Consider the following 18,289-nt stretch of genomic DNA (forward strand, 5'->3'; position numbering starts at 1 on the left):
GATCCGGGTCCCGCGGCTCGAGCAGGCTGTCGGTCCGCGGCGCCGTGCGCGGTGCCGGGGCATCGAGATCGCGCAGTGCCGCGCGCGTGCCCGCCCCGTTGCCCAGCATCTGCCCCGGGTCGAGGCGTTGATGCAGCGCCTTCTGCACGAGGTCGAGGTCGAACCGTCGCGCCCGCCCCTCGCCGGTAAAGCACCCGGCCAGCGTGCCCTGGGCGACATATTGCGAAATGCGCGCCTTCGACACGCCAAGGCGCTGCGCGAGCGTCGTGGCATTCACCTGCACGCCGCAATCTCCCATGGTTTTCTGGTAAAGCCCGGCGGGACTTGTTAAGGCCCGGCAGGTTAAGGCTTGCCCGGTCGTTAAGCGGGCCGAAACGAACGGGGCGCGAATTACCCGTGCGACGAGGTTGCCCGGGAAGGACCCGCGGGGAGCAGGCGATTGATCGTCTTTCCCGCGAGGGTCACGCAGCTCACGGTTCCATCGACAGGGACCAGCTGGAGCCCATACCGCGCGGCTGAGGCTTTCAGCGTATCGAGCCCAAGGATCGGGTGCGCCGAGATCTCTTCCACGAAGTCGGTCGCGACCTCGACTTCTGCCCTGACCGGAATGTCAGGCGCGAAGGTAACTGTCACCGAGGTGACGAACGGCACCTCCGTCCCGTCGGGCATCAGCACCTGCGTTCCGCAGCCGGATTTGACGCCCTCACCAGACGGCGGGACGATGCGAACGATATCCATGTTCAGATCTCCTAGTTTCCGCCCCGGTCATGGGGCCGGTCTCGCTCAGCCGAGCCGCTTGTAGAACACCTGGCTCAGCGTCCGGGACAAATGGCCTTGCAGCCGCGCCTCGAAGACCGCCATCGCTTCGGCATGGAAGCCGAGCCGCGGCGCGTATCGCGGCACCTTGTCCGTGAGGATCGCGACGATGCCGATATTGCCCGAGGCGTCCTTGCGGTAGATCCCCGGATAGAGCCCCGACTGCGGCACGAAATAGGTCGAGCGCTTGCGCTTGCGCCCGCTCAGGGTCGAGCGCGCCGTGGCATTCGCGGCATAGTCGCGCTGGATCTTCAGCGCCGACATCACCTGGTTGCGCTCGCCCACCGACCAGTTGCCATAGGCATCGAGCCGCGCCTCGTCCGCCGGGATCACCGCCGAGATCAGCCCGTCATAGGCCAGCGCCCGCTGCATCTGGCCCTCGAACCCGGTCGGCCGGCGCGGCCCGCCCGCTTCCTCGACCTTCAGATAGTCGCGCGACGCCCGCGTCGGGCGTTCCATCACCGCGGCGGTCAGGTCATCCACCCGCGCCTTCTTCACGTAAAAGGCGTTCTCGGTGAATGTCGTCGGCCGGTCGAACACCACCGTCATCCGGTCCCGGATGTGGTCGCTTGCCTCTTTCGCCGTATCGTTCAGCGCCCAGGTCGCGGCGATGCGGAGATCCCGCTCGGCCATCACCTTCAGCGCAGAGACGAAGCCCGAGACGTCCAGAGCAATCTCCGTCATCTCCACCTCGCGAAACAGGAACGCCCGGTCGGGTGGGTCCCGCCGGGCGCTCGTGTAGATCATAGGAAGAGATATGCCGCCGGTAGACTTAAGCGTCAATCCCCTTTCTCACAGATACCCTTGCATGCGGTCCAGGGCGGCGCCGAGTGCCTGTCTCAGCATGTTCTGACGATCCCCCTTGGCAGCCCAGCCATGCGCCACCAGCACCGCGCTCGGGTCCAGATCCTCAAGGCAAACCGCATCCACCAGCCGGCGGTCGAGGATGATCGAGGCGCCGGCCCCGCGTGCGCTCGGCCGCACCCGGCGCACCACCATCGCCGCCCCGTCGCCGATCCGCCGGCGCAGGAGCGCGATCTTGCGCGCTTCCTCGAGCCGCAGGTCGGTGACGTCGGCGCCCCGGCCCGAGCCGCCCGTCCGGCCCTCGAGGCTGGAGAGCTTGATCGCCCCGGCCTCGTGCCGCTCGACGAGCGTGCGGTAAAGCCGCGCGATCGCGATCTGCCCGGGCGTGAAGGGCAGCGGCTTCTTTGCCGCGCGCGCCCGCGCTTCCATCCGGTCGAAGACATCGGCCGCACGCACCGCCCGGCGCGGCTGCGCCTCTCCCGGGCCCTGATAGCCCGCATCCTCGATCGTGTTGCGGGTGCCCGGCCGGATCTGCCGCACGGTGAACACCCGGCACGCCCCGCGCGCCGGCGCCACCGGGATCTCGGGACCGCAGGCCTCGGGCGCCGTCGCCGCCCGCAGCAGCGCCGCGCGCCGCCCCGCCTCGCCCATCGTCAGCCAGCGCGTCACCGAGATCTCGGCCGGGCGCACCGCCAGCAACTCGGCCGCCGCCAGCCGCTGCGCCGCGCTCAGCCGCGCCCAGTCCTGCGCCGACACCGCGGCCGGCCGCGCCGCATCTGCCATCGCGCTCATGCCGCACCCCCGGCCTGCACCAGCTCGGCGATCCGGCGGCACCGCGCCGCGGCCGCGGCCCGTTCGTCGCGCCAGCGCAGCTGTTCCGGCGGCACCACCCGGCCGGCCGCGAGGCGCTCTTCGATCAGCACCATCTGCCGCGCGTTGTCATGGCCCGCCTTGCGCAGCTCGCCGACCATGAACTCGCCCGGCCAGAGCCGCTTGCGGCGCAGGTAGTCGAGCAGTTCCGGCCCCCAGCCCTGCTCGATCGCGGCCGCGCCCATGCGGTGCGAGAACGCCCGCCGCATCAGCGGCGACACGCTGTCATCGCGCGGCGGCTGGATCTGTCCGGCCCAGTCGAGGATCCGGTTCGCGATCGGCAGCCGATCCAGATCCTTGCCCGCCGGGTTCGCCGCCACCTGTTCCTCCAGCGCCTCGAGGCTGAGGCTGTCCATGTAGGCGAGCCGCGCGCAGAGGTCGCGGCACATCTCCTCATACTGCGCCCGCGTCAGGCTGCTCGGCCGCGCGAGCCCCCGCCGCGCCAGCGGCTCAATCAGCAATTCCCGCACCCGACGCTCGCCGGCTGCCTGTTCTGCACTGTCCATTCCACCTGCTCCATTCTCATCGCATTGCCGAAGTTATCCACAGGCGCCGTTGCCCGGCCGTCACGGCCGCGTCTGTCTTTTCTTGTCTTTTCTTGTCTCTTCTTCTCTAGGCAGAACTGTCACACGACAGACGTGACTGTCCCGGACTGTCCGTGACAGTCACAAACCGTCACGCGTGACACTCACGGGACAGTCACACCCCCGCCTAGAGCCATCTTTCACGCCGCGCATGCAGCAGCGCCGCGCCATAGGACTGCCCGTCCCGCCGGCCGCGCACATTGGCGAGCATCCACTCGTCCATGCGCTCGATCAGCAGATCGCTGCCCAGAATGGCGTCCGACAGCCCGAGCTTGCCCAACCCGTCGCGCAGCCGCTCGCGCCGCTTGCGCACCGCCGCCGCCTCGCGCGACATCTCGCGCGCCTCGCGCCGGTCCAGGGCATCGCGCACCTGCTCGAGAACGACCGGGTGCATCAGCCGCACCTCGTCGCCGCAGCGGCACCGCCGCCAGCCCCGGAACGGCCCGAACTCGGCGCGCCGCAGCTCGCCGATCCGCCGCCGTTCGACCCGCAGCATCACCGCCAACTCGTCGTCATCATCGGGCAAGGTGCCGATCGGGCTTTCCGTCTGCGACATGTCGAACAGCGCCCGCGCCATTCCCTGCGTCTCCCAGGACGCCAGGCGGAAGGTGCGCGAGGACAGCCAGCGGTGATGCCACCACTTCACGAAGGAATGCGCATCCAGCCGCTCGTCGCGGCCGATCGGATATTCCTCGAGCTCGTCCATCTGCACGAGCCGCGGCCTTGCCGGATCAATCATGTCGTCACCTCCCGCGCAGCTGTTCCCGCGCGCCCCGCCCTAGATCCGCGCCGCCCGCGGCCCGATCGCCGCGCAGACCGCATCAAGCCGCTTGCCCAGCACCGCCACCCGCTCGGCGCAGTCTGCCTGCACCGCGGCGATCTCGGCCCGGATCGCCTCGATCTCCTCGTTGCCACCCGCGGGGCCGAAGTCCCGCTCGCGGATCTCGGTCACCCAGCCGGGCAGGCACCAGGTGCCCACGGCCTCGGCAACCGTCTTGTCGGTGTCCGCCCCCTTGTAGCGCTTCGCCTTGCGGTCATAGGTCAGCACCAGCATCTCGATGATGTCGCCGCGCTGTTCCTGCGACGGCTGCCGCAGCGCCTGCTTTGCCTCGGTCTTCTGGACCATCGTCTTCTCCTCGATCGGTTTGGGTTTGGGGTTGGGTTCATCGGCGCCACGCCGGCGTTTGGTGCATCTGGGGCAGAAGTGCTTGCCAGATGGATTGCTCCACCCCTTGGACAGGGCCGCTCGTCTCATGGCGTGGCCCGAGCTAGCTGCGGTGCGCTTCGAGATCGTTCCGAGCGGCTTGCGCATGTCAAACGAGATTTGCGCGCAGCACGCATCACAGCTGATCAGGGCTCGCTCACCGCCGGAAAGCACATGGATCACCTTCGCCGTCATCGCCGCCGCTCCTGCGCGCGAAGCCCCAAAGGGGCGCGGCGGGATCGGCCCGCCGCGCCAGTTGGCCGGCCTGCCGTGCGGCGCCCGTGGACAGGGTCGCAGGCCGGCGGGAAATCCGAGGTGCCGCTCGCCCGGGCGTGCTGCACCCGCATCTGCATGGCCCGCTGCAAGATCACCTGCTGCATCGCCACAGATCCGCGCCGGCGGGCGAGGTAGATATAATTCAGACACAGCCCCAGCTGCCGGCACGCCTCTGCCTCGGACGGCCAGGACATGCCGCCAATCGAGAACTGCCGCCCCCGATTGCTCACAGGCGCCCGGGGCAGGCCGAGCCTGTCTTCCCGCCCCTGCACGATCGCCTGGTAAACGGCGTTCGTCGTCACCCCAAGCGCCTGCGCAGCCGCCTTCGCATCGGGGTAATCCTCACCCCTGATACGCACCGGCATCGGCTCACACCCCTTCGGCATCCCCACACGGTCAAGCCGGCCAGCCCGTGCCGCCTGGCGGATCGCATGTGCGCCGACCCCAAATGCCTGCGCCGCGGCGTTCACGTCCGGATAGGTCACGCCGCGGATCGTGATTTCCCAATACTTGCGCAGCCCCATCACGCACCGCCCTTCGGCGCAGGCGCCTGCGCAAGATCAAGCAGCGCGCCGCCAATCAACCGGGCGTATCGCTGGTCCAGAGGAAGCACCATGGAATGCCACGTGGCTTCCTCCGGATTGGACGCCTCGATGGTAATGGCAATGCGGTCATCACTGAACCGTTCGACCATGACATCGTGAACCGTCTCGCCGTCTCCAAAGACGAACTGCCGCATTTCGACGGTATCGAAGGCCGGCGAGAGAACATTGGTACTCATGCTTCCTCTCCGTCAACGGCGGCGGCGAGGCGGTCGATCGCGCCGCGGGCCTCATGCACTTCCTTGCGCGCCCGCGCCCGGTCACCCCGCCCCGAGGCGAGATCGGCAACCGCACCGACCGCCTCGCCCACCTCGCGCGCCGTCTCCGACACGCACAGCATCAGGTCGATCGCCTCGGTGGTTTCGGGCAGGCTGCGCGCCAGCCAGCGCCGCACGACCGGATCGCCGACCGCATCCTCGAGCGCCATGATCTCGACCAGCGGCCAATCCAGATGCCCCGCCAGCCGCTTCGAGAACGTGCCCTTGCGCGTCGAGAACCCCGAGCCGTCCAGCGGGATGCCGAGGCGCGCGTCGACGAAGCGCGCCGCGTTCTCGACCCCGCCCGCGCGCGACACCAGCGCGTGCATGAACTGGTTGATCATCACCCGGTCAGACATGGGCAACTCCCCATGCCGCTTTTCGGATGCGCCGCGAAATGCAGGCGCTATCATCTGCGAACTGCATAAGAAGGACCTCCCATTGATGACGACCGAACCGCACATTTTCGACAGGGTTTTCCGGATCACCTACACGGATCGCAACGGCGCAATCTCTGAACGATCGGCCATTATCCTTTGCGGATCGCCGCCCTACGTGATGACGATCATCGACCTCGACAAGCGTCGCATTCGACACCTGAGCGAGGGAGGTGTCTCTCGCATGGTGGATGTGGCGACCGGTGAAGAGTGCCAGACGTCGGTCTACTGGGACGCAACAAGCACATTTCCATACGATCCCTACATCTACTACACTCAGCCCCAGTCCATGGCGCTCGCCATTCGCCGACAGCTCGTCAGCCAGATCTCGCTGATGTTGCTCATCGCCGAAGCCGCGGAAATCTCCCGAGATCAAGCGCTCGACCAAATCGTCGAATACGCCAAGAGGGAATGTCGCTTTGCCGTCAGCGACGGCTGGGTCCCCTACGGAAGGAAGCAAGACGCTTGGCCAATCCTGCGTGGCCTGGTTGCGATCCTGCGCCCCCGCCGTGAACACGTCGAAGCCTATGTGAAGTCCCTTTGGGGCGACCAGTACAACAGCCGCCGCATCAACGTCTTCAACGAGGCAATGATGCGGCTGGCAATGACGAATGGCACGATGGAGGGGGCAAGACTGGCCCGGATGAAAAGCCTCTCTCTCGAGATCAACGAATATGGTCGTCGCTGATCCTCCGTCGGAAACCGGGATTCCGTGACGCGTGCCCTCAGCCATGAGAAGGCTCAGGCATGGGAAAGCGGAATTTGCAGGAAGGACAGCGGCGGTCATGCGGAAGCTCCGCCATCCCCAATGGATGCAGCTCGCATTTCGACTATCCTTGCCCTCACGGACTTGACCGTTTCGGGCCATGCGCGAGATCCGCGCTTGAGGCGGGAATAGAACTGCCCTCCCTGACCGGCGCGTTCACCGATAGTGCTGGGGGACAGCCCGAGGACCGCGGCAGCGGCTTCGATCTCAGAGATCAGCTGGTCAGTTTCCGTTTGCATGGCGGGCAAGGTAGTGTGATTTTTCACACCAAACAAGCAGGAATTTCACATTCGCCCGCACGACGAGGTGGCGGTATTTCTCTCACTATGGATCAGAACGAAACCTTCCGAGAGAACCTGCTGGCAGCCTTGGCTGAGTCTGGCATGACTGAGGCAGAACTGTCGATCAAGGCCGGGCTGAACCGCAGGGCCGTGACGGATATTCGAGAGCGCAGGACGGTGAGCCCCAAAATATCTACCGTGTTTGCACTAGCTCAAGCCCTTCATCGAGATCCGGGAGAACTACTCGGGATCGGGCAGAGGTATCAACTCGATCGACGCCTTGCAGAATTTCTTGAGCAATTTGGCCCAGAAGACCAAGCGCGTTTTCTAGACGCTCTGACGGCTCTCCCCCGCCCGCGCGCCGAATAGCGTCGACGGCAACCATGATTTGAAAATCGGATAACGCTGATACGGTGTGCATTTTCTCACCCTTATCGCGCACACCGGCTCACGGCAAATGTGTTTTTTCCCATTTGTTCCATTGACGATGTGATATTTCACACGTACTCTCTTCCCATCACCCGCCGCTGACACCCACCCCGGGCCGATCGCGGGATCACCGATGGAGGATCACATGGGCAAGACCCGCCTGCACGTCTCCGACCTGCTGCTCGCGGCGCTGATCTGCGCCGGCAGCCTGGTCATCGCCCGCGCCGCGCTCGACACCGCGCTGGCGCTGCCGCAGCTTTCCGCCGGGGCGCTGGCCTGATGGTGCTGCCCGTCTCCCCCCTCGCCCGCCTGCTCGACCGGCTCACGCCCCTCGACACCGTGGACCGCATTGACGCGATCGTCGGCGAGATCAACGCGACCGGCGCCGGCCAGCTCTGGGTGGCCTGGCGGCCCGCCCAGAGAGTGTCAGCCGGCGTCAGGATCGAGCTGCACGGCATCAAGGCCACCGGCCGCGACATCGCATCCGCATGTGCGCGCTGGATCGCCGCGGCGGTCGATGCCGCCCCGCTCGCCGAGGCCCGCGCGCGCCTCGCGCTGACCGGCTGATTTCACGGCGGGGGCGCCGGGACCTCCCCGCCGCCGCCCGCGCAGCCGCGACCCCGGCGGCGCCACCACTCACGATGACCACAGCTGCCGCCGGGGCAGTGATCCGGGCATGTCGCCCGGTGCGGGCGGGATTGCATTCGGCTGGCACCCGCCCGCCAACCCCTCACGGAGGATCCGATGTTCATGCCCCCCGCCCCCGATCCCCAGAAATCCACGCCCGCGCCGCCCCCGGGCGGCAGCGAGACGCAGGCCAGCATGGCCGACCTCACCGCCATGCCGCCGGTCGACACGGGCGGGCGGATCCCGGTCAAGAATACGCCCGCCGACGTCGCGGTCGGGGATCATCTCTACAACGTCACCGCCGAAGAACTGCGCCAGTTCATCGAGCAATTCGAGCACCTCGAAGCCGAGAAGAAGGACATCGCCGAGCAGCAGAAGGACGTGATGGCCGAGGCCAAGGCGCGGGGTTACAACACCAAGGTGATGAAGAAGATCATCGTGATGCGCAAACGCGACCACGATGATCTGGCCGCGGAAGAGGCGATCCTCGAGATCTACATGCAAGCACTTGGGGGGCGGTGATGAACGCTCAATCCAAGATCTCCGCCGACACGCACCAGATCGCCAGCGCCCATATCCCGCTGGCGGAGTTTCGCCGCGCCGCACGGCTGATGGCACAGGTGGTGCCGCGCTGGAACGTTATCCCTGTGCTTGGCTATGTGCGCGTCACAATCGGCCACGGGCGCGTCAGCCTGTGCGCGACAGACCTCGACATCGAGCTGACCGTCAATATCGACGCCGATGTGGCGTTTGAGGGCGAGGCCGCGGTCATGATCCGTGCTGCCACGCTCGCATCCTTCGCGGCGGCCGCGCGGTCCGTGGTCAAGATCTCGGTGCACGCACCGGCGGTCGAGGACACGCCGAGCATGATCCTGATGGACGGCGGCGACATGGTGGTGCGTCAGCGCGCCCTGATCCCGGCCGGGGATTTCCCGCAGTTCTCCGCCTCGACCGTCAAGACCGCCACCTGGACGCAAACACCTGACGAGCTGCGACGGATGATCCACCTGTGCCGGCACTGCATCAGCGCCGAAGAGACGCGGTATTACCTGAACGGCATCTACCTGCATGCACGCCCCGATGGCAGCACCCTGCGCGCGGTGGCGACGGACGGGCACCGTCTGGCGGTCGTGGATACCGACACGCAGATCGGCGCGATCCCCGGCCAGACGCTTAGCGCCATCATCCCGAAACAGCTGGTGGATCTGCTGAAGCAAGTCACGCGGCCCGGGGATAACGCCCCCCTGAGGGTCACGATGTGGGAGCGCCACGTGCATATTCATGGGCTGGACATCGAGGTCAGCGCAAAGCTGATCGACGGCCGTTATCCCGAATACAGCCGCGTGATCCCCGCCGCATCCGATGCGATCTGCTGCACCATCTCCGGGGCAGAGCTGACCCGGCTGCAGCGTGCGGCGGCTGGTGCCGACTATGACGCCCATATCGCGCGCCTCGACGCCAGCAAGGGGATGATCTGCATCGGCAACCAGGACGGCGGGATAGAGATGCCGATCGGCATCAAGTGCAAGGATGGCATGGCGCCGCCGGTTTTCGGCTTCAACCTTCGCTATCTCGCCGAGCAGGGGCGGGTTACGCCGACCTTCACGGTCAAGGGCGCCAGCCCCAGAGATCCGTTCATCATCCACGGCGACGATCCAGACGCCATGTTCGTTCTTATGCCGGCGAGGGTGTGATGGAACAGCCTCACCACCACCCTGCCCGCGTCAGCCTTGCGCCGCTCCCGGCGGCGCTGCGCCCGCCACACCACGATCCGCGCGCCGAGACGGCGCCGCCTCGCGACGTCATCACGCCACCGCGCCGGCCGCGCCGCCGGCCTCACGTTCTGGTCGTAGCGCTGCGCGAGATGCTGGCGGAGGTGGGCCGATGACCGCCCTGCGCGTCCTGATCGGCTGCGAGCGCTCGGGCATCGTGCGCCGTGCCTTCGCGGCCCGCGGGCATGATGCCTGGTCGTGCGATCTCGCCCCGGCCGAGGATGGCAGCAACCGGCACATGGTCTGCGATGTGCGCGAGGCGCTCGGCCTCGGCTGGGATCTGGCCGTCATCTGCCACCCGCCCTGCACGCGCCTCGCCAACAGCGGCGTGCGCTGGCTGACCACCCCGCCGTGCAATCCGCCCGACGAGGTCACCGCGGCCGAGCACGCGGCCTGGCGCGGTCTCGATGAGGCGACCCGCCTGCGGATCATGTGGCGCCTGCTCGATGAGGGCGCGGCACTCTTCTCGGCGTGCTGGAGCGCGCCGGTGCCGCGGATCGCGATCGAGAACCCGGTGATGCACAAGCATGCCAAGGCCCGGATCCGCGATTTCCGCCCCTTCAGCCAAAGCGTTCAGCCCTGGCAGTTCGGCACCGATCCTGCCGGCCCGGACAACGTGACGAAGCGCACCTGCCTGTGGCTGCGCGGGCTGCCGAAGCTCACGGCCACCGGCACGCTCGACGGCAGCACCGCGCGCGACGAGATCCACCGCGCCCCGCCCGGGCCCGGGCGCAAGGTCTTCCGCAGCCGGTTCTTTCCCGGCCTCGCGGCGGCCATGGCCGAGCAATGGGGCGATCACGCCCTCAATGAGATCAGGAGAGCCGCATGAGCGCTGCACCGCCAACCGGAACCATCCTCCGCCTCACCATCGAGGCCTTGGTCATCGTCGCAGCGGTTGTGCTGACGATGGTCGGAGCGAAGCGAGAAGGGAAACAGGAATGAGCACGATCGCTGCGGCTGTTGACCGCTATCTCAGCTATCTCAGCGACCTGCACGAACTTTCACGCGCCGCCGTAGCGCAGGCATCTGAAAATGCAGTCAGAGAGCTTGTGGCTAAGAGCTACGCGGTGGTGAGTTTCGCTGAGCAAGCTGAGGCCGAAGTTGAGCGGCTGCGGGTTCGGGCTGAACCTGTGGCATGGCTCTGCGAAGACCAGACTTTCAAGGGGGAATATCACTTCGAGCGAAAGGCGGAGAGGGCCGCATTTTTCGAGAGCGAAGGCGACTGGACGGTGACGCCCCTCTACGCCTCCGTCACCGACCGCCCTGTGCCTGAGGTGCGCGCCGATGTGGCCACCGCCCGCGCAGCGCTCACTGAAATCGCCAGGATCAGCGCCGGGCCGATCCGCCGCATCGCGCTGGATGCGCTTGAGAAGATGGAGACCGACTGATGGCAAGGCATGAGCAGATCATCTATGCCACTGATCGCACCGCGGCGCGCTTGCTTGACATGCGCCCGGCTGAATTTAGGGATCTGGTATCCGCGGGGGCTCTCCCCGCTCCGCTCAAAATCGGGCAGCACGAGCGTTGGTCGATTTCCGACATCGACGCTATCGTTCGCGGAACCAAGCCAAAGCCAACCGAGGAATTCGACCTTTGAAGCGGTCTCAGAAGCCATATGTCCAGTTCAAGAAGGTCGGGGGGCGCCTGCGCCCCTACTACCGGATGACATGGTTTCAGGACGGGCGCCGGCGTGAGCGGTTCATTCCATTGCCCGATGACCCAGACTCTGAAGAATTCGACCGCGCCTATTGGGCGATCCGGTCCGGCACCAGCGAGGCGCTCAAAAAGCCCGAGCGCGATACCTGGGGAGATCTGATCCGCGCCTACCGGGCCCATCCGAAATTCACCCGCCTCGCATACAGCACCAGGAGAAGCTACGACCGCATCCTCAACGAGATCGCCGAGAAGAACGGGGACAAGGCGGTGCGCAGTATCACCCGCTCCCAGGTGCGCGCGATCCATGCGAAGTATGTCGAAACTCCGCGCCGCGCCGACTGGATGGTGCAGATCATCAGCCTGCTGCTGAACTTCGCGCGAAACACGCTCGACTGGAACGTCGAGAACGTGGCCGAGGGGATCGAGCTTTACGGCAAGCAGCGCGAGTTCGAGCCATGGCCGGACTGGATGGTCTCGGCGCTCGACACCGCCCCGGCGGCGGTTCGCACCGCGGCCGAGTTGATCCTCGGCACCGGGCAGCGCCCGAATGCGGCGATCATCATGCGCCATGACCATTTCCGAGGCGAGTGGATGGATGTTCTCGACGAGAAGACAGATACTCGGATCGAGGTCTACAGCCCGCCAAGTCTGCGCGCGTTTCTGGCCGCGCAGCCAAAGCGCGGCACCCACATCATTGCCAAGAACCTCACCGAGCCGCTTGGATATTCCGCGATCGAGAAGGCATTCCGCGGATGGCGCACGGGGCTCGGGGCCAAGGCGAAACCCTACACGCTGCATGGCCTGCGCAAGCTCGCGATCGTGCGTTTGGCGGAGGCCGGCTGCACCGATGCGCAGATCCAGTCGATCACCAATCAGACACCGGAGATGATCGCCTATTACCGCTCCCGGGCGAATCGAAAGCGGCTGTCGAAATCGGCGATGACGATGATGGAACGGAACAAGACCGAAACATGACCGTGGGAAGCGCATGTGGGAACTGCCCGCGGGCGACCTACGCGACGGAACGGGACGGAACGATTTTAGTGTGTGATTTCAAACTGGTGCCCGAGGCGAGACTCGAACTCGCACGCCTTGCGGCGGAGGATTTTGAATCCCCTGCGTCTACCATTCCGCCACTCGGGCCAGTTCCTGCCCATGTAGCGGGCGGCCGGGCGACTGGCAAGGGGCTTGCCGCGCCCGGCTGCCCGGTTCAGGGCTCGGCCACCGAGAAGGTGTCGCAATGCGAGATGTTGCCGCTTTCATAGCCGGTCTCGAACCAGCGCTGGCGCTGTTCGGAGGTGCCGTGGGTGAAGCTGTCGGGCATCGGCCGGCGCCCGGCGTTGCGCTGAAGCGTGTCGTCGCCGATCCGCTCGGCCGCGTTCATCGCCTCGGCGATGTCGCCGCGCTCGATCGAGCCGAACTGCTCCTCGGCGTGGAAGGCCCAGATCCCGGCCAGGCAATCGGCCTGCAGCTCGGTACGCACGGACAGCGCGTTGCTCTCCGCCTCGTCCGCCTTCGCGCGCAGCGCGTTCACCTTTGACAGAACGCCCAGTTCGTCCTGCACATGGTGGCCGATCTCATGCGCCACGACATAGGCCGCGGCGAAATCGCCCGAGGCACCAAGCTCGCGCGACAGCGTGGTGAAGAAAGCGGTGTCGAGGTAGACCTTCTTGTCGCTCGGGCAATAGAATGGCCCGGTCGCCCCCGAGGCCGTGCCGCAGGGCGATTGCGTCACCTCGCTGTAGAGTACCAGCGTCGCCGGGTGATAAGTCCGGCCCAGCTCGTCCGTGAAGATCTTCGCCCAGACCTCCTCGGTATCGGCAAGCGTCACCGAGACGAAATCCCCCATCTGCTGGTCTTCCTCGCTGAGCGTGCCCGAAGTCTGCACCGAGGGGCCCTGCCCTCCCTGATCGAGCAAGGGCGTCAGGTCGACGCCGAAATACCAACCGACGAGGACGACCGCGAGCACACCGAGACCGCCTGCCCCGCGCAGCCCCACCGGGCTGCCCGACGCCCCACGCCGATCCTCGATGTAGCGGCTGCCGCGCCGTCCCTGCCATTTCATTGCACACCTCCACTGGTCACAAGCGCGAGATTAACGGTTCCGGCTCCCCCCGCACAACGCAAAAGCTTGCGCCGCTGCTTGACCTTGCAGCGCAGAGCGGCGAGACATCAGGCGAAACCTGAGATGGGGCGCAGATGATCCGACGGCTTTACGACTGGACGATGAGCCTTGCCGGCCATCCGCGCGCGATGTGGGCGCTGGCGGCGGTGGCCTTCGTCGAAAGCTCGGTCTTTCCGATTCCGCCCGACGTGCTGATGATTCCGATGGTTCTGGCGGCGCGTGAAAAGGCGTGGAAGATCGCCTTCGTCGCGACGCTCGCCTCGGTCGTCGGCGGCTGTCTCGGCTATGCGATCGGCTATGGCTTCATGGATGCGATCGGCAAGCCGATCCTCGAGTTCTACGGCAAGGCCGACAAGTTCGACGAGCTCGCCCTGCGCTTCAACACCTACGGCGGTTGGGCGGTGCTGGTCGCCGGCGTCACCCCCTTCCCCTACAAGGTGATCACCATCTTCTCCGGCGCGACACAGCTTTCCCTGCCACTGTTCCTCGCGGTCTCGGTCGTCGCCCGGGCGCTGCGCTTCTTCGTCGTCGCCGGGCTGCTGTGGCGCTTCGGCTCCCCGATCCGCGATTTCATCGAGCGCTGGCTCGGCCCGCTCTTCACCGCCTTCGTCGTGCTGCTGATCGGCGGTTTCTACGCCCTGAGGTATCTGTGATGCTCGAGCTTCTCACCCCCCGCCGCCTCGTCGGCCTCGCCGCCTTCGGCTCTGCCGCGGTGCTGGTCGGCGCGCTGATCTTCCAGGCGATCGGCTACGCCCCTTGCGAGCTCTGCATCGAGCAACGCTGGCCGCATTTGTTCGCGGCCCTTCTCGGCGCGGCGATGCTGCTGTTCCGCCTGCCGATGGGGCTGTCGCTTCTGGGCGCGCTTGCCGCGCTCACCACCTCGGTGCTGGGGTTCTACCATTCGGGGGTCGAACGGCACATCTTCGCCGGCCCCGACGCCTGCACCTCGAACCCGGTGGGCGGGATGTCGGCGCAGGACCTGCTCGCGCAGATCCAGGCCGCGCCGCTGGTGCGCTGCGACGAGATCAGCTGGGAGATCTTCGGCATCACCATGGCGAACCTGAACGCGGTCGGCTCGCTCGTCTTCGCCGGGATCTGGGTCTGGGCCTTTCTCAGGGGCCGCGCCACCGCCTGAGCCGCGCCGGTTTCCATCCGGGCGCGCCCTTGGGCTTTTTCTTGGCAAAAATACTCGAATCCGCCGGTCTCCGCCCGGCACGACGCTTCGAGATTGCACCCAAACCGTTGGATCGGCTATAAGACGGCCAACAAGATCTAGAAAAAGAAGACGCGCGTGACCGATACTCCCGAAACGCCGGAAACTCTCGACGACGGCCCGAAGCGGCCTCTTTATGACGGCCCCACCGTCTCGATCGCCGAGGAGATGAAGACCGCCTATCTCGATTATGCGATGAGCGTGATCGTGTCCCGCGCGATCCCCGATCTGCGCGACGGTCTGAAGCCGGTGCACCGGCGCATCCTCTATGCGATGCACGAGACCGGGAACACCGCGGACAAACCCTATCGCAAATCGGCCCGTCCGGTCGGCGACGTCATGGGTAAGTATCACCCGCACGGCGATGCGGCGATCTATGATGCGCTGGTGCGCATGGCGCAGGACTTCTCGATGTCGCTGCCGCTGCTTGACGGTCAGGGCAACTTCGGCTCGATGGACGGCGACAGCGCCGCGGCGATGCGCTACACCGAAGTGCGCATGGACAAGCCCTCGGCCTTCATGCTTGCCGATATCGAGAAGGACACCGTCGACTTCCAGGACAACTACGACGGCAAGGACAAGGAACCGACCGTCCTTCCGGCGCGCTTCCCGAACATGCTGGTGAACGGCGCGGGCGGCATCGCGGTCGGCATGGCGACGAACATCCCGCCGCACAACCTGGGCGAAGTGGTCGATGCGACGCTCGCGCTGATCGAGACCCCCGACATGTCGACCGAGGCGCTGATGCAGATCGTGCCCGGCCCCGACTTCCCGACGGGGGCGCAGATCATGGGCCGCGGCGGCATCCGTAAGGCCTATCTCGAAGGCCGCGGCTCGGTCATCATTCGCGCCAAGACCCGGATCGAGGAGATCCGCAAGGACCGCCACGCGATCATCGTCGACGACATTCCCTATCAGGTGAACAAGGCCGCGATGATCGAGAAGATCGCCGAACTCGTCCGTGACAAGCGGCTCGAGGGGATCTCGAACATCGCCGACGAATCCGACCGGGTCGGCGTGCGCGTGGTGATCGAGCTGAAGCGCGACGCGACGCCCGATGTGGTGCTGAACCAGCTTTACCGCTTCACGCCGCTGCAGACCTCCTTCGGCTGCAACATGCTGGCGCTGAACGGCGGCAAGCCCGAGCAACTGACGCTGCGCGATTTCCTCACCCATTTCATCACTTTCCGCGAGGAAGTGGTGGCGCGGCGCACGGCCTGGGAACTGCGCAAGGCGCGCGAGCGCAGCCATATCCTGTGCGGTCTGGCCGTTGCTGTCTCGAACGTCGACGAGGTCGTCGCGACGATCCGCGCCTCGGCCGATGCCGCCGAGGCCCGCGAGAAGCTGATGACCCGGCGCTGGCCGGCGCATGAGATCGCGGGATATATCCGGCTGATCGACGATCCGCTCCATGAGATGAACGAGGACGGCACCTACAACCTCTCCGAGGTCCAGGCCCGCGCCATTCTCGACCTGCGGCTGCAGCGGCTGACCCAGCTCGGCGTCAAGGAAGTCACCGATGAGCTCGCCGATCTCGCGGCAAAGATCCGCGACTATCTCGAGATCCTCGGCTCGCGCGAGCGGATCATGAGCATCATCTCGGCCGAGCTGCGCGAGGTGAAGGACCAGTTCGCCGTGCCGCGCCGCACCGAGATCATCGACTGGGCGGGCGACCTCGATGACGAGGACCTGATCGAGCGCGAGGACATGGTCGTCACCATCACCTCGGGCGGCTACATCAAGCGCACGCCGCTGGTCGAGTTCCGCGCGCAGCGCCGCGGCGGCAAGGGGCTCGCCTCGATGGCGACGAAGGAAGACGACGTCGTCACCACCCTCTTCGTCGCGAACACCCATACGCAGCTTCTGTTCTTCACCACTGATGGCATGGTCTACAGCCTGAAGTGCTGGCGCCTGCCGCTCGCGGGCCGCACCTCGAAGGGCAAGGCGATCGTCAACATCCTGCCAATTCCGCAGGGTGTCTCCATCGCCTCGCTGATGCCGGTCGATGCGCCCGAGGAAGACTGGGGGAACTATCAGGTGTTCTTCGCGACCTCGGATGGCGATGTGCGCCGCAACGCGCTGAGCGACTTTGCCAAGGTGATGCGCAACGGCAAGCGGGCGATGGAACTGCCCGAGGGTGTGACGCTGGTCGATACCCGCATGTGCACCGAAGAGGATGACATCATGCTGGTGATGGCGGGCGGGCGGGCGATCCGCTTCCCCGTCCCCGAGGTGCGCGTGTTCAAGGGCCGCTCCTCCACCGGCGTGCGCGGCGTGCGACTGGCCGAGGGCGACAAGGTCGTCTCGATGTCGGTGATCCGCCACTTCGAGGCCGAGCCCTGGGAACGCGCCGCCTTCATCCGCCGCTACCGCGCGGAACATGGCGCCGAGGACCAGATCGAGGACACCGAAGTCGAGGCCGACGAGGACGAGGCCGTGGCCGAGGGCACGCTGTCCGAGGCGCGCTATGCCGAGATGCTCGCGGCACAGGATCTGATCCTGACCGTCACCGCCAAGGGGCTGGGCAAGATCTCGTCGAGCCACGATTACCCGGTGCGCGGCCGCGGCGGCCAGGGCGTCACCGCCTTCGACAAGCGCATGCCCGGTGGCGCGCTCGTCGCCTCCTTCCCGGTCGAGGACGAGGATCAGATCATGCTGGCCACCTCGACGGGCCAGTCGATCCGCTGCCCGGTGGCGGGGATCTCTTTCCGCTCGCGCTCGGCGGGCGGGGTGAAGGTGTTCAACACCGGAGCCGAAGAAGAAGTCGTCACGGTGGCGCGCGTCGCCGACCAGGGCGATGAAGACAGTGAAGCATGACCTTCCGTGAAGGAGGGCAGTTGATGAGGTGCATGATGCAGAAAAAACTCCTTCTCGCGCTTTGCGCAGCCGGGCTGCTGCCGCAGACCGGGATCGCCGAGGTGACCGGCGCCGAGGTCGGTTTCCACTACTCGACGCTGGCCGACGCCGATGCGCGCGACCTGAACAAAGCCACACTCGGCGGTGCGCTCGAATATGGCATCGGGCCGCAGTTCTCGGTGCAGGGCGATCTCGCGCAGCGCTACTACGGGCTGACCAACTGGGACGGCACCACCTTCACCCTGCACGGTAGCTATCGTCCGACCGACGCCATGGCCGCCGGTGCCTTCGTCGGCCATGACTGGCTCGACAATCAGGACGTGATCTATTACGGCCTCGAATTCGCCAACAAGGTCAATCAGATCTCCTATGAGGCGGCGTTCACCCACTTCGACAGCATGGGCAAGAACGCCAACGGTCTGACCCTGCGCGGCGGCTATGCGGTGAACCAGCAGCTCGACCTCGGCGGCCGGGTCGACATCGTCCATGGCGACGGCGACAACAACTACCGCGTCAGCGGTACCGCCGGCTACGAGATCACCCCCGGCATCAAGGCCACGGGCGAGCTCGGCTTCTATGACGGCGACGGCATGGCGGCCGAAAGCTTTGTCGGCGTTGGCGTGAAGGCCACCTTCGGCAACAACAATGGCGTGACCTTCGGTGGCCGCGGCCTGCAGGACTTCCTGCCCGGGCTCTGAGCCCTTGTCCTTCGGC

25 protein-coding genes, 1 tRNA gene and 1 pseudogene are annotated in these 18,289 nt (G+C 66.3%); 15 read left to right on the forward strand and 12 right to left on the reverse strand.

Features of this window, described 5'->3' with window-relative positions:
* The 10 genes and pseudogenes from EOW65_RS16635 to EOW65_RS16680 all read right to left on the reverse strand — a co-directional run.
* Nucleotides 1-283 (reverse strand): annotated as a pseudogene (locus EOW65_RS16635) (hypothetical protein); the annotation flags it as partial.
* A 107-nt stretch (nt 284-390) separates the two neighbouring features.
* Nucleotides 391-738 (reverse strand): hypothetical protein, encoded by a 348-nt coding sequence (locus EOW65_RS16640; RefSeq protein WP_128151355.1) that lies wholly within the window; start codon nt 736-738, stop codon nt 391-393.
* Nucleotides 739-783: 45 nt separating this feature from the next.
* Entirely contained in the window at nt 784-1,500 is a 717-nt protein-coding gene (locus tag EOW65_RS16645) for a hypothetical protein (RefSeq protein WP_240664749.1), read from the reverse strand.
* Between the two features lie 108 nt (nt 1,501-1,608).
* Nucleotides 1,609-2,412 (reverse strand): hypothetical protein, encoded by an 804-nt coding sequence (locus tag EOW65_RS16650; protein ID WP_128151357.1) that lies wholly within the window; start codon nt 2,410-2,412, stop codon nt 1,609-1,611.
* Complete coding sequence (locus EOW65_RS16655) at nt 2,409-2,996, reverse strand: hypothetical protein (RefSeq protein ID WP_128151359.1); 588 nt, start codon at nt 2,994-2,996, stop codon at nt 2,409-2,411. The genes EOW65_RS16650 and EOW65_RS16655 overlap by 4 nt, the downstream gene beginning before the upstream one ends.
* Before the next feature lie 205 nt (nt 2,997-3,201).
* On the reverse strand, nt 3,202-3,813 hold the full coding sequence (locus EOW65_RS16660) for a hypothetical protein (RefSeq protein ID WP_128151361.1): 612 nt from the start codon (nt 3,811-3,813) through the stop codon (nt 3,202-3,204).
* A 39-nt stretch (nt 3,814-3,852) separates the two neighbouring features.
* Nucleotides 3,853-4,200 carry a hypothetical protein gene (locus EOW65_RS16665; RefSeq protein ID WP_128151363.1) on the reverse strand — a complete coding sequence of 116 codons (348 nt, stop codon included), beginning with the start codon at nt 4,198-4,200 and terminating at the stop codon, nt 3,853-3,855.
* Between the two features lie 269 nt (nt 4,201-4,469).
* Complete coding sequence (locus EOW65_RS16670; protein ID WP_128151365.1) at nt 4,470-5,078, reverse strand: hypothetical protein; 609 nt, start codon at nt 5,076-5,078, stop codon at nt 4,470-4,472.
* Nucleotides 5,078-5,335: a hypothetical protein gene (locus EOW65_RS16675; protein ID WP_128151367.1), complete on the reverse strand. Its 258-nt coding sequence runs from the start codon at nt 5,333-5,335 to the stop codon at nt 5,078-5,080. Before EOW65_RS16675 ends, EOW65_RS16670 begins: the two co-directional genes overlap by 1 nt.
* Nucleotides 5,332-5,772, reverse strand: coding sequence for a phage regulatory CII family protein (locus tag EOW65_RS16680; RefSeq protein ID WP_113900350.1), 441 nt, complete (start codon nt 5,770-5,772; stop codon nt 5,332-5,334). Before EOW65_RS16680 ends, EOW65_RS16675 begins: the two co-directional genes overlap by 4 nt.
* Here EOW65_RS16680 and EOW65_RS16685 point away from each other — a divergent pair.
* The 11 genes from EOW65_RS16685 (at nt 5,741) to EOW65_RS16730 (ending at nt 12,356) form a co-directional block, all read left to right on the forward strand.
* Entirely contained in the window at nt 5,741-6,538 is a 798-nt protein-coding gene (locus tag EOW65_RS16685; RefSeq protein WP_164880135.1) for a hypothetical protein, read from the forward strand. The genes EOW65_RS16680 and EOW65_RS16685 overlap by 32 nt on opposite strands.
* Before the next feature lie 59 nt (nt 6,539-6,597).
* Nucleotides 6,598-7,266, forward strand: a complete 669-nt coding sequence (locus EOW65_RS16690; RefSeq protein WP_128151371.1) for a helix-turn-helix transcriptional regulator — start codon at nt 6,598-6,600, stop codon at nt 7,264-7,266.
* Between the two features lie 205 nt (nt 7,267-7,471).
* Nucleotides 7,472-7,606: a hypothetical protein gene (locus tag EOW65_RS20415; RefSeq protein WP_275402030.1), complete on the forward strand. Its 135-nt coding sequence runs from the start codon at nt 7,472-7,474 to the stop codon at nt 7,604-7,606.
* Nucleotides 7,606-7,893 carry a hypothetical protein gene (locus EOW65_RS16695; protein ID WP_128151373.1) on the forward strand — a complete coding sequence of 96 codons (288 nt, stop codon included), beginning with the start codon at nt 7,606-7,608 and terminating at the stop codon, nt 7,891-7,893. Before EOW65_RS20415 ends, EOW65_RS16695 begins: the two co-directional genes overlap by 1 nt.
* 177 nt (nt 7,894-8,070) lie before the next feature.
* Nucleotides 8,071-8,475 (forward strand): DUF2312 domain-containing protein, encoded by a 405-nt coding sequence (locus EOW65_RS16700; RefSeq protein ID WP_369407177.1) that lies wholly within the window; start codon nt 8,071-8,073, stop codon nt 8,473-8,475.
* Entirely contained in the window at nt 8,475-9,647 is a 1,173-nt protein-coding gene (locus tag EOW65_RS16705) for a DNA polymerase III subunit beta (protein WP_128151375.1), read from the forward strand. Before EOW65_RS16700 ends, EOW65_RS16705 begins: the two co-directional genes overlap by 1 nt.
* Nucleotides 9,647-9,841 carry a hypothetical protein gene (locus EOW65_RS16710; RefSeq protein ID WP_128151376.1) on the forward strand — a complete coding sequence of 65 codons (195 nt, stop codon included), beginning with the start codon at nt 9,647-9,649 and terminating at the stop codon, nt 9,839-9,841. Before EOW65_RS16705 ends, EOW65_RS16710 begins: the two co-directional genes overlap by 1 nt.
* Nucleotides 9,838-10,554 (forward strand): hypothetical protein, encoded by a 717-nt coding sequence (locus tag EOW65_RS16715; protein ID WP_128151378.1) that lies wholly within the window; start codon nt 9,838-9,840, stop codon nt 10,552-10,554. Before EOW65_RS16710 ends, EOW65_RS16715 begins: the two co-directional genes overlap by 4 nt.
* 109 nt (nt 10,555-10,663) lie before the next feature.
* Nucleotides 10,664-11,113, forward strand: coding sequence for a hypothetical protein (locus EOW65_RS16720; RefSeq protein WP_128151380.1), 450 nt, complete (start codon nt 10,664-10,666; stop codon nt 11,111-11,113).
* The gene (locus tag EOW65_RS16725; RefSeq protein WP_113900342.1) at nt 11,113-11,322 is read left to right on the forward strand and encodes a hypothetical protein; all 210 of its coding nucleotides are present in this window, start codon (nt 11,113-11,115) and stop codon (nt 11,320-11,322) included. Before EOW65_RS16720 ends, EOW65_RS16725 begins: the two co-directional genes overlap by 1 nt.
* Before the next feature lie 110 nt (nt 11,323-11,432).
* The gene (locus EOW65_RS16730) at nt 11,433-12,356 is read left to right on the forward strand and encodes a site-specific integrase (protein WP_164880136.1); all 924 of its coding nucleotides are present in this window, start codon (nt 11,433-11,435) and stop codon (nt 12,354-12,356) included.
* An 84-nt stretch (nt 12,357-12,440) separates the two neighbouring features.
* On the opposite strand, the gene EOW65_RS16735 is transcribed toward EOW65_RS16730, so the two are convergent.
* Together EOW65_RS16735 and ypfJ are read right to left on the reverse strand one after the other, a co-directional pair.
* A tRNA-Leu gene (locus tag EOW65_RS16735) sits at nt 12,441-12,524 on the reverse strand.
* A gap of 67 nt (nt 12,525-12,591) precedes the next feature.
* Nucleotides 12,592-13,446 carry a KPN_02809 family neutral zinc metallopeptidase gene (ypfJ, locus tag EOW65_RS16740; protein WP_128151382.1) on the reverse strand — a complete coding sequence of 285 codons (855 nt, stop codon included), beginning with the start codon at nt 13,444-13,446 and terminating at the stop codon, nt 12,592-12,594.
* 134 nt (nt 13,447-13,580) lie between these two features.
* Here ypfJ and EOW65_RS16745 point away from each other — a divergent pair, with 134 nt between their 5' ends.
* The 4 genes from EOW65_RS16745 (at nt 13,581) to EOW65_RS16760 (ending at nt 18,273) form a co-directional block, all read left to right on the forward strand.
* Nucleotides 13,581-14,159 carry a YqaA family protein gene (locus tag EOW65_RS16745; RefSeq protein WP_128151384.1) on the forward strand — a complete coding sequence of 193 codons (579 nt, stop codon included), beginning with the start codon at nt 13,581-13,583 and terminating at the stop codon, nt 14,157-14,159.
* Nucleotides 14,159-14,641, forward strand: coding sequence for a disulfide bond formation protein B (locus EOW65_RS16750; RefSeq protein ID WP_128151386.1), 483 nt, complete (start codon nt 14,159-14,161; stop codon nt 14,639-14,641). The genes EOW65_RS16745 and EOW65_RS16750 overlap by 1 nt, the downstream gene beginning before the upstream one ends.
* 156 nt (nt 14,642-14,797) lie before the next feature.
* On the forward strand, nt 14,798-17,536 hold the full coding sequence (gyrA, locus tag EOW65_RS16755; protein WP_128151388.1) for a DNA gyrase subunit A: 2,739 nt from the start codon (nt 14,798-14,800) through the stop codon (nt 17,534-17,536).
* Between the two features lie 35 nt (nt 17,537-17,571).
* On the forward strand, nt 17,572-18,273 hold the full coding sequence (locus EOW65_RS16760; RefSeq protein ID WP_128151390.1) for a hypothetical protein: 702 nt from the start codon (nt 17,572-17,574) through the stop codon (nt 18,271-18,273).
* The last annotated feature ends 16 nt before the right edge of the window (nt 18,274-18,289 follow it).

The sequence above is a fragment of the Paenirhodobacter ferrireducens genome, from assembly GCF_004022265.1.
Taxonomy (GTDB): Bacteria; Pseudomonadota; Alphaproteobacteria; order Rhodobacterales; family Rhodobacteraceae; genus Rhodobacter; species Rhodobacter ferrireducens.

What these genes read in the sequence shown, in the direction of transcription:
- EOW65_RS16700 (WP_369407177.1), top strand. Translation starts at nt 8,071, where the DNA reads ATGTTCATGCCCCCCGCCCCCGATCCCCAGAAATCCACGCCCGCGCCG.
- EOW65_RS16715 (WP_128151378.1), top strand. Translation starts at nt 9,838, where the DNA reads ATGACCGCCCTGCGCGTCCTGATCGGCTGCGAGCGCTCGGGCATCGTG.
- EOW65_RS16675 (WP_128151367.1), bottom strand. Translation starts at nt 5,335, where the DNA reads ATGAGTACCAATGTTCTCTCGCCGGCCTTCGATACCGTCGAAATGCGG.
- EOW65_RS16655 (WP_128151359.1), bottom strand. Translation starts at nt 2,996, where the DNA reads ATGGACAGTGCAGAACAGGCAGCCGGCGAGCGTCGGGTGCGGGAATTG.
- EOW65_RS16650 (WP_128151357.1), bottom strand. Translation starts at nt 2,412, where the DNA reads ATGAGCGCGATGGCAGATGCGGCGCGGCCGGCCGCGGTGTCGGCGCAG.
- EOW65_RS16690 (WP_128151371.1), top strand. Translation starts at nt 6,598, where the DNA reads ATGGGAAAGCGGAATTTGCAGGAAGGACAGCGGCGGTCATGCGGAAGC.
- EOW65_RS16660 (WP_128151361.1), bottom strand. Translation starts at nt 3,813, where the DNA reads ATGATTGATCCGGCAAGGCCGCGGCTCGTGCAGATGGACGAGCTCGAG.
- EOW65_RS16750 (WP_128151386.1), top strand. Translation starts at nt 14,159, where the DNA reads ATGCTCGAGCTTCTCACCCCCCGCCGCCTCGTCGGCCTCGCCGCCTTC.
- ypfJ (WP_128151382.1), bottom strand. Translation starts at nt 13,446, where the DNA reads ATGAAATGGCAGGGACGGCGCGGCAGCCGCTACATCGAGGATCGGCGT.
- EOW65_RS16640 (WP_128151355.1), bottom strand. Translation starts at nt 738, where the DNA reads ATGGATATCGTTCGCATCGTCCCGCCGTCTGGTGAGGGCGTCAAATCC.
- EOW65_RS16665 (WP_128151363.1), bottom strand. Translation starts at nt 4,200, where the DNA reads ATGGTCCAGAAGACCGAGGCAAAGCAGGCGCTGCGGCAGCCGTCGCAG.
- EOW65_RS16725 (WP_113900342.1), top strand. Translation starts at nt 11,113, where the DNA reads ATGGCAAGGCATGAGCAGATCATCTATGCCACTGATCGCACCGCGGCG.
- EOW65_RS16685 (WP_164880135.1), top strand. Translation starts at nt 5,741, where the DNA reads ATGAACTGGTTGATCATCACCCGGTCAGACATGGGCAACTCCCCATGC.
- EOW65_RS16670 (WP_128151365.1), bottom strand. Translation starts at nt 5,078, where the DNA reads ATGGGGCTGCGCAAGTATTGGGAAATCACGATCCGCGGCGTGACCTAT.
- EOW65_RS16760 (WP_128151390.1), top strand. Translation starts at nt 17,572, where the DNA reads ATGCAGAAAAAACTCCTTCTCGCGCTTTGCGCAGCCGGGCTGCTGCCG.
- EOW65_RS16645 (WP_240664749.1), bottom strand. Translation starts at nt 1,500, where the DNA reads ATGACGGAGATTGCTCTGGACGTCTCGGGCTTCGTCTCTGCGCTGAAG.
- EOW65_RS20415 (WP_275402030.1), top strand. Translation starts at nt 7,472, where the DNA reads ATGGGCAAGACCCGCCTGCACGTCTCCGACCTGCTGCTCGCGGCGCTG.
- EOW65_RS16680 (WP_113900350.1), bottom strand. Translation starts at nt 5,772, where the DNA reads ATGTCTGACCGGGTGATGATCAACCAGTTCATGCACGCGCTGGTGTCG.
- EOW65_RS16695 (WP_128151373.1), top strand. Translation starts at nt 7,606, where the DNA reads ATGGTGCTGCCCGTCTCCCCCCTCGCCCGCCTGCTCGACCGGCTCACG.
- EOW65_RS16710 (WP_128151376.1), top strand. Translation starts at nt 9,647, where the DNA reads ATGGAACAGCCTCACCACCACCCTGCCCGCGTCAGCCTTGCGCCGCTC.
- EOW65_RS16720 (WP_128151380.1), top strand. Translation starts at nt 10,664, where the DNA reads ATGAGCACGATCGCTGCGGCTGTTGACCGCTATCTCAGCTATCTCAGC.
- EOW65_RS16745 (WP_128151384.1), top strand. Translation starts at nt 13,581, where the DNA reads ATGATCCGACGGCTTTACGACTGGACGATGAGCCTTGCCGGCCATCCG.
- EOW65_RS16705 (WP_128151375.1), top strand. Translation starts at nt 8,475, where the DNA reads ATGAACGCTCAATCCAAGATCTCCGCCGACACGCACCAGATCGCCAGC.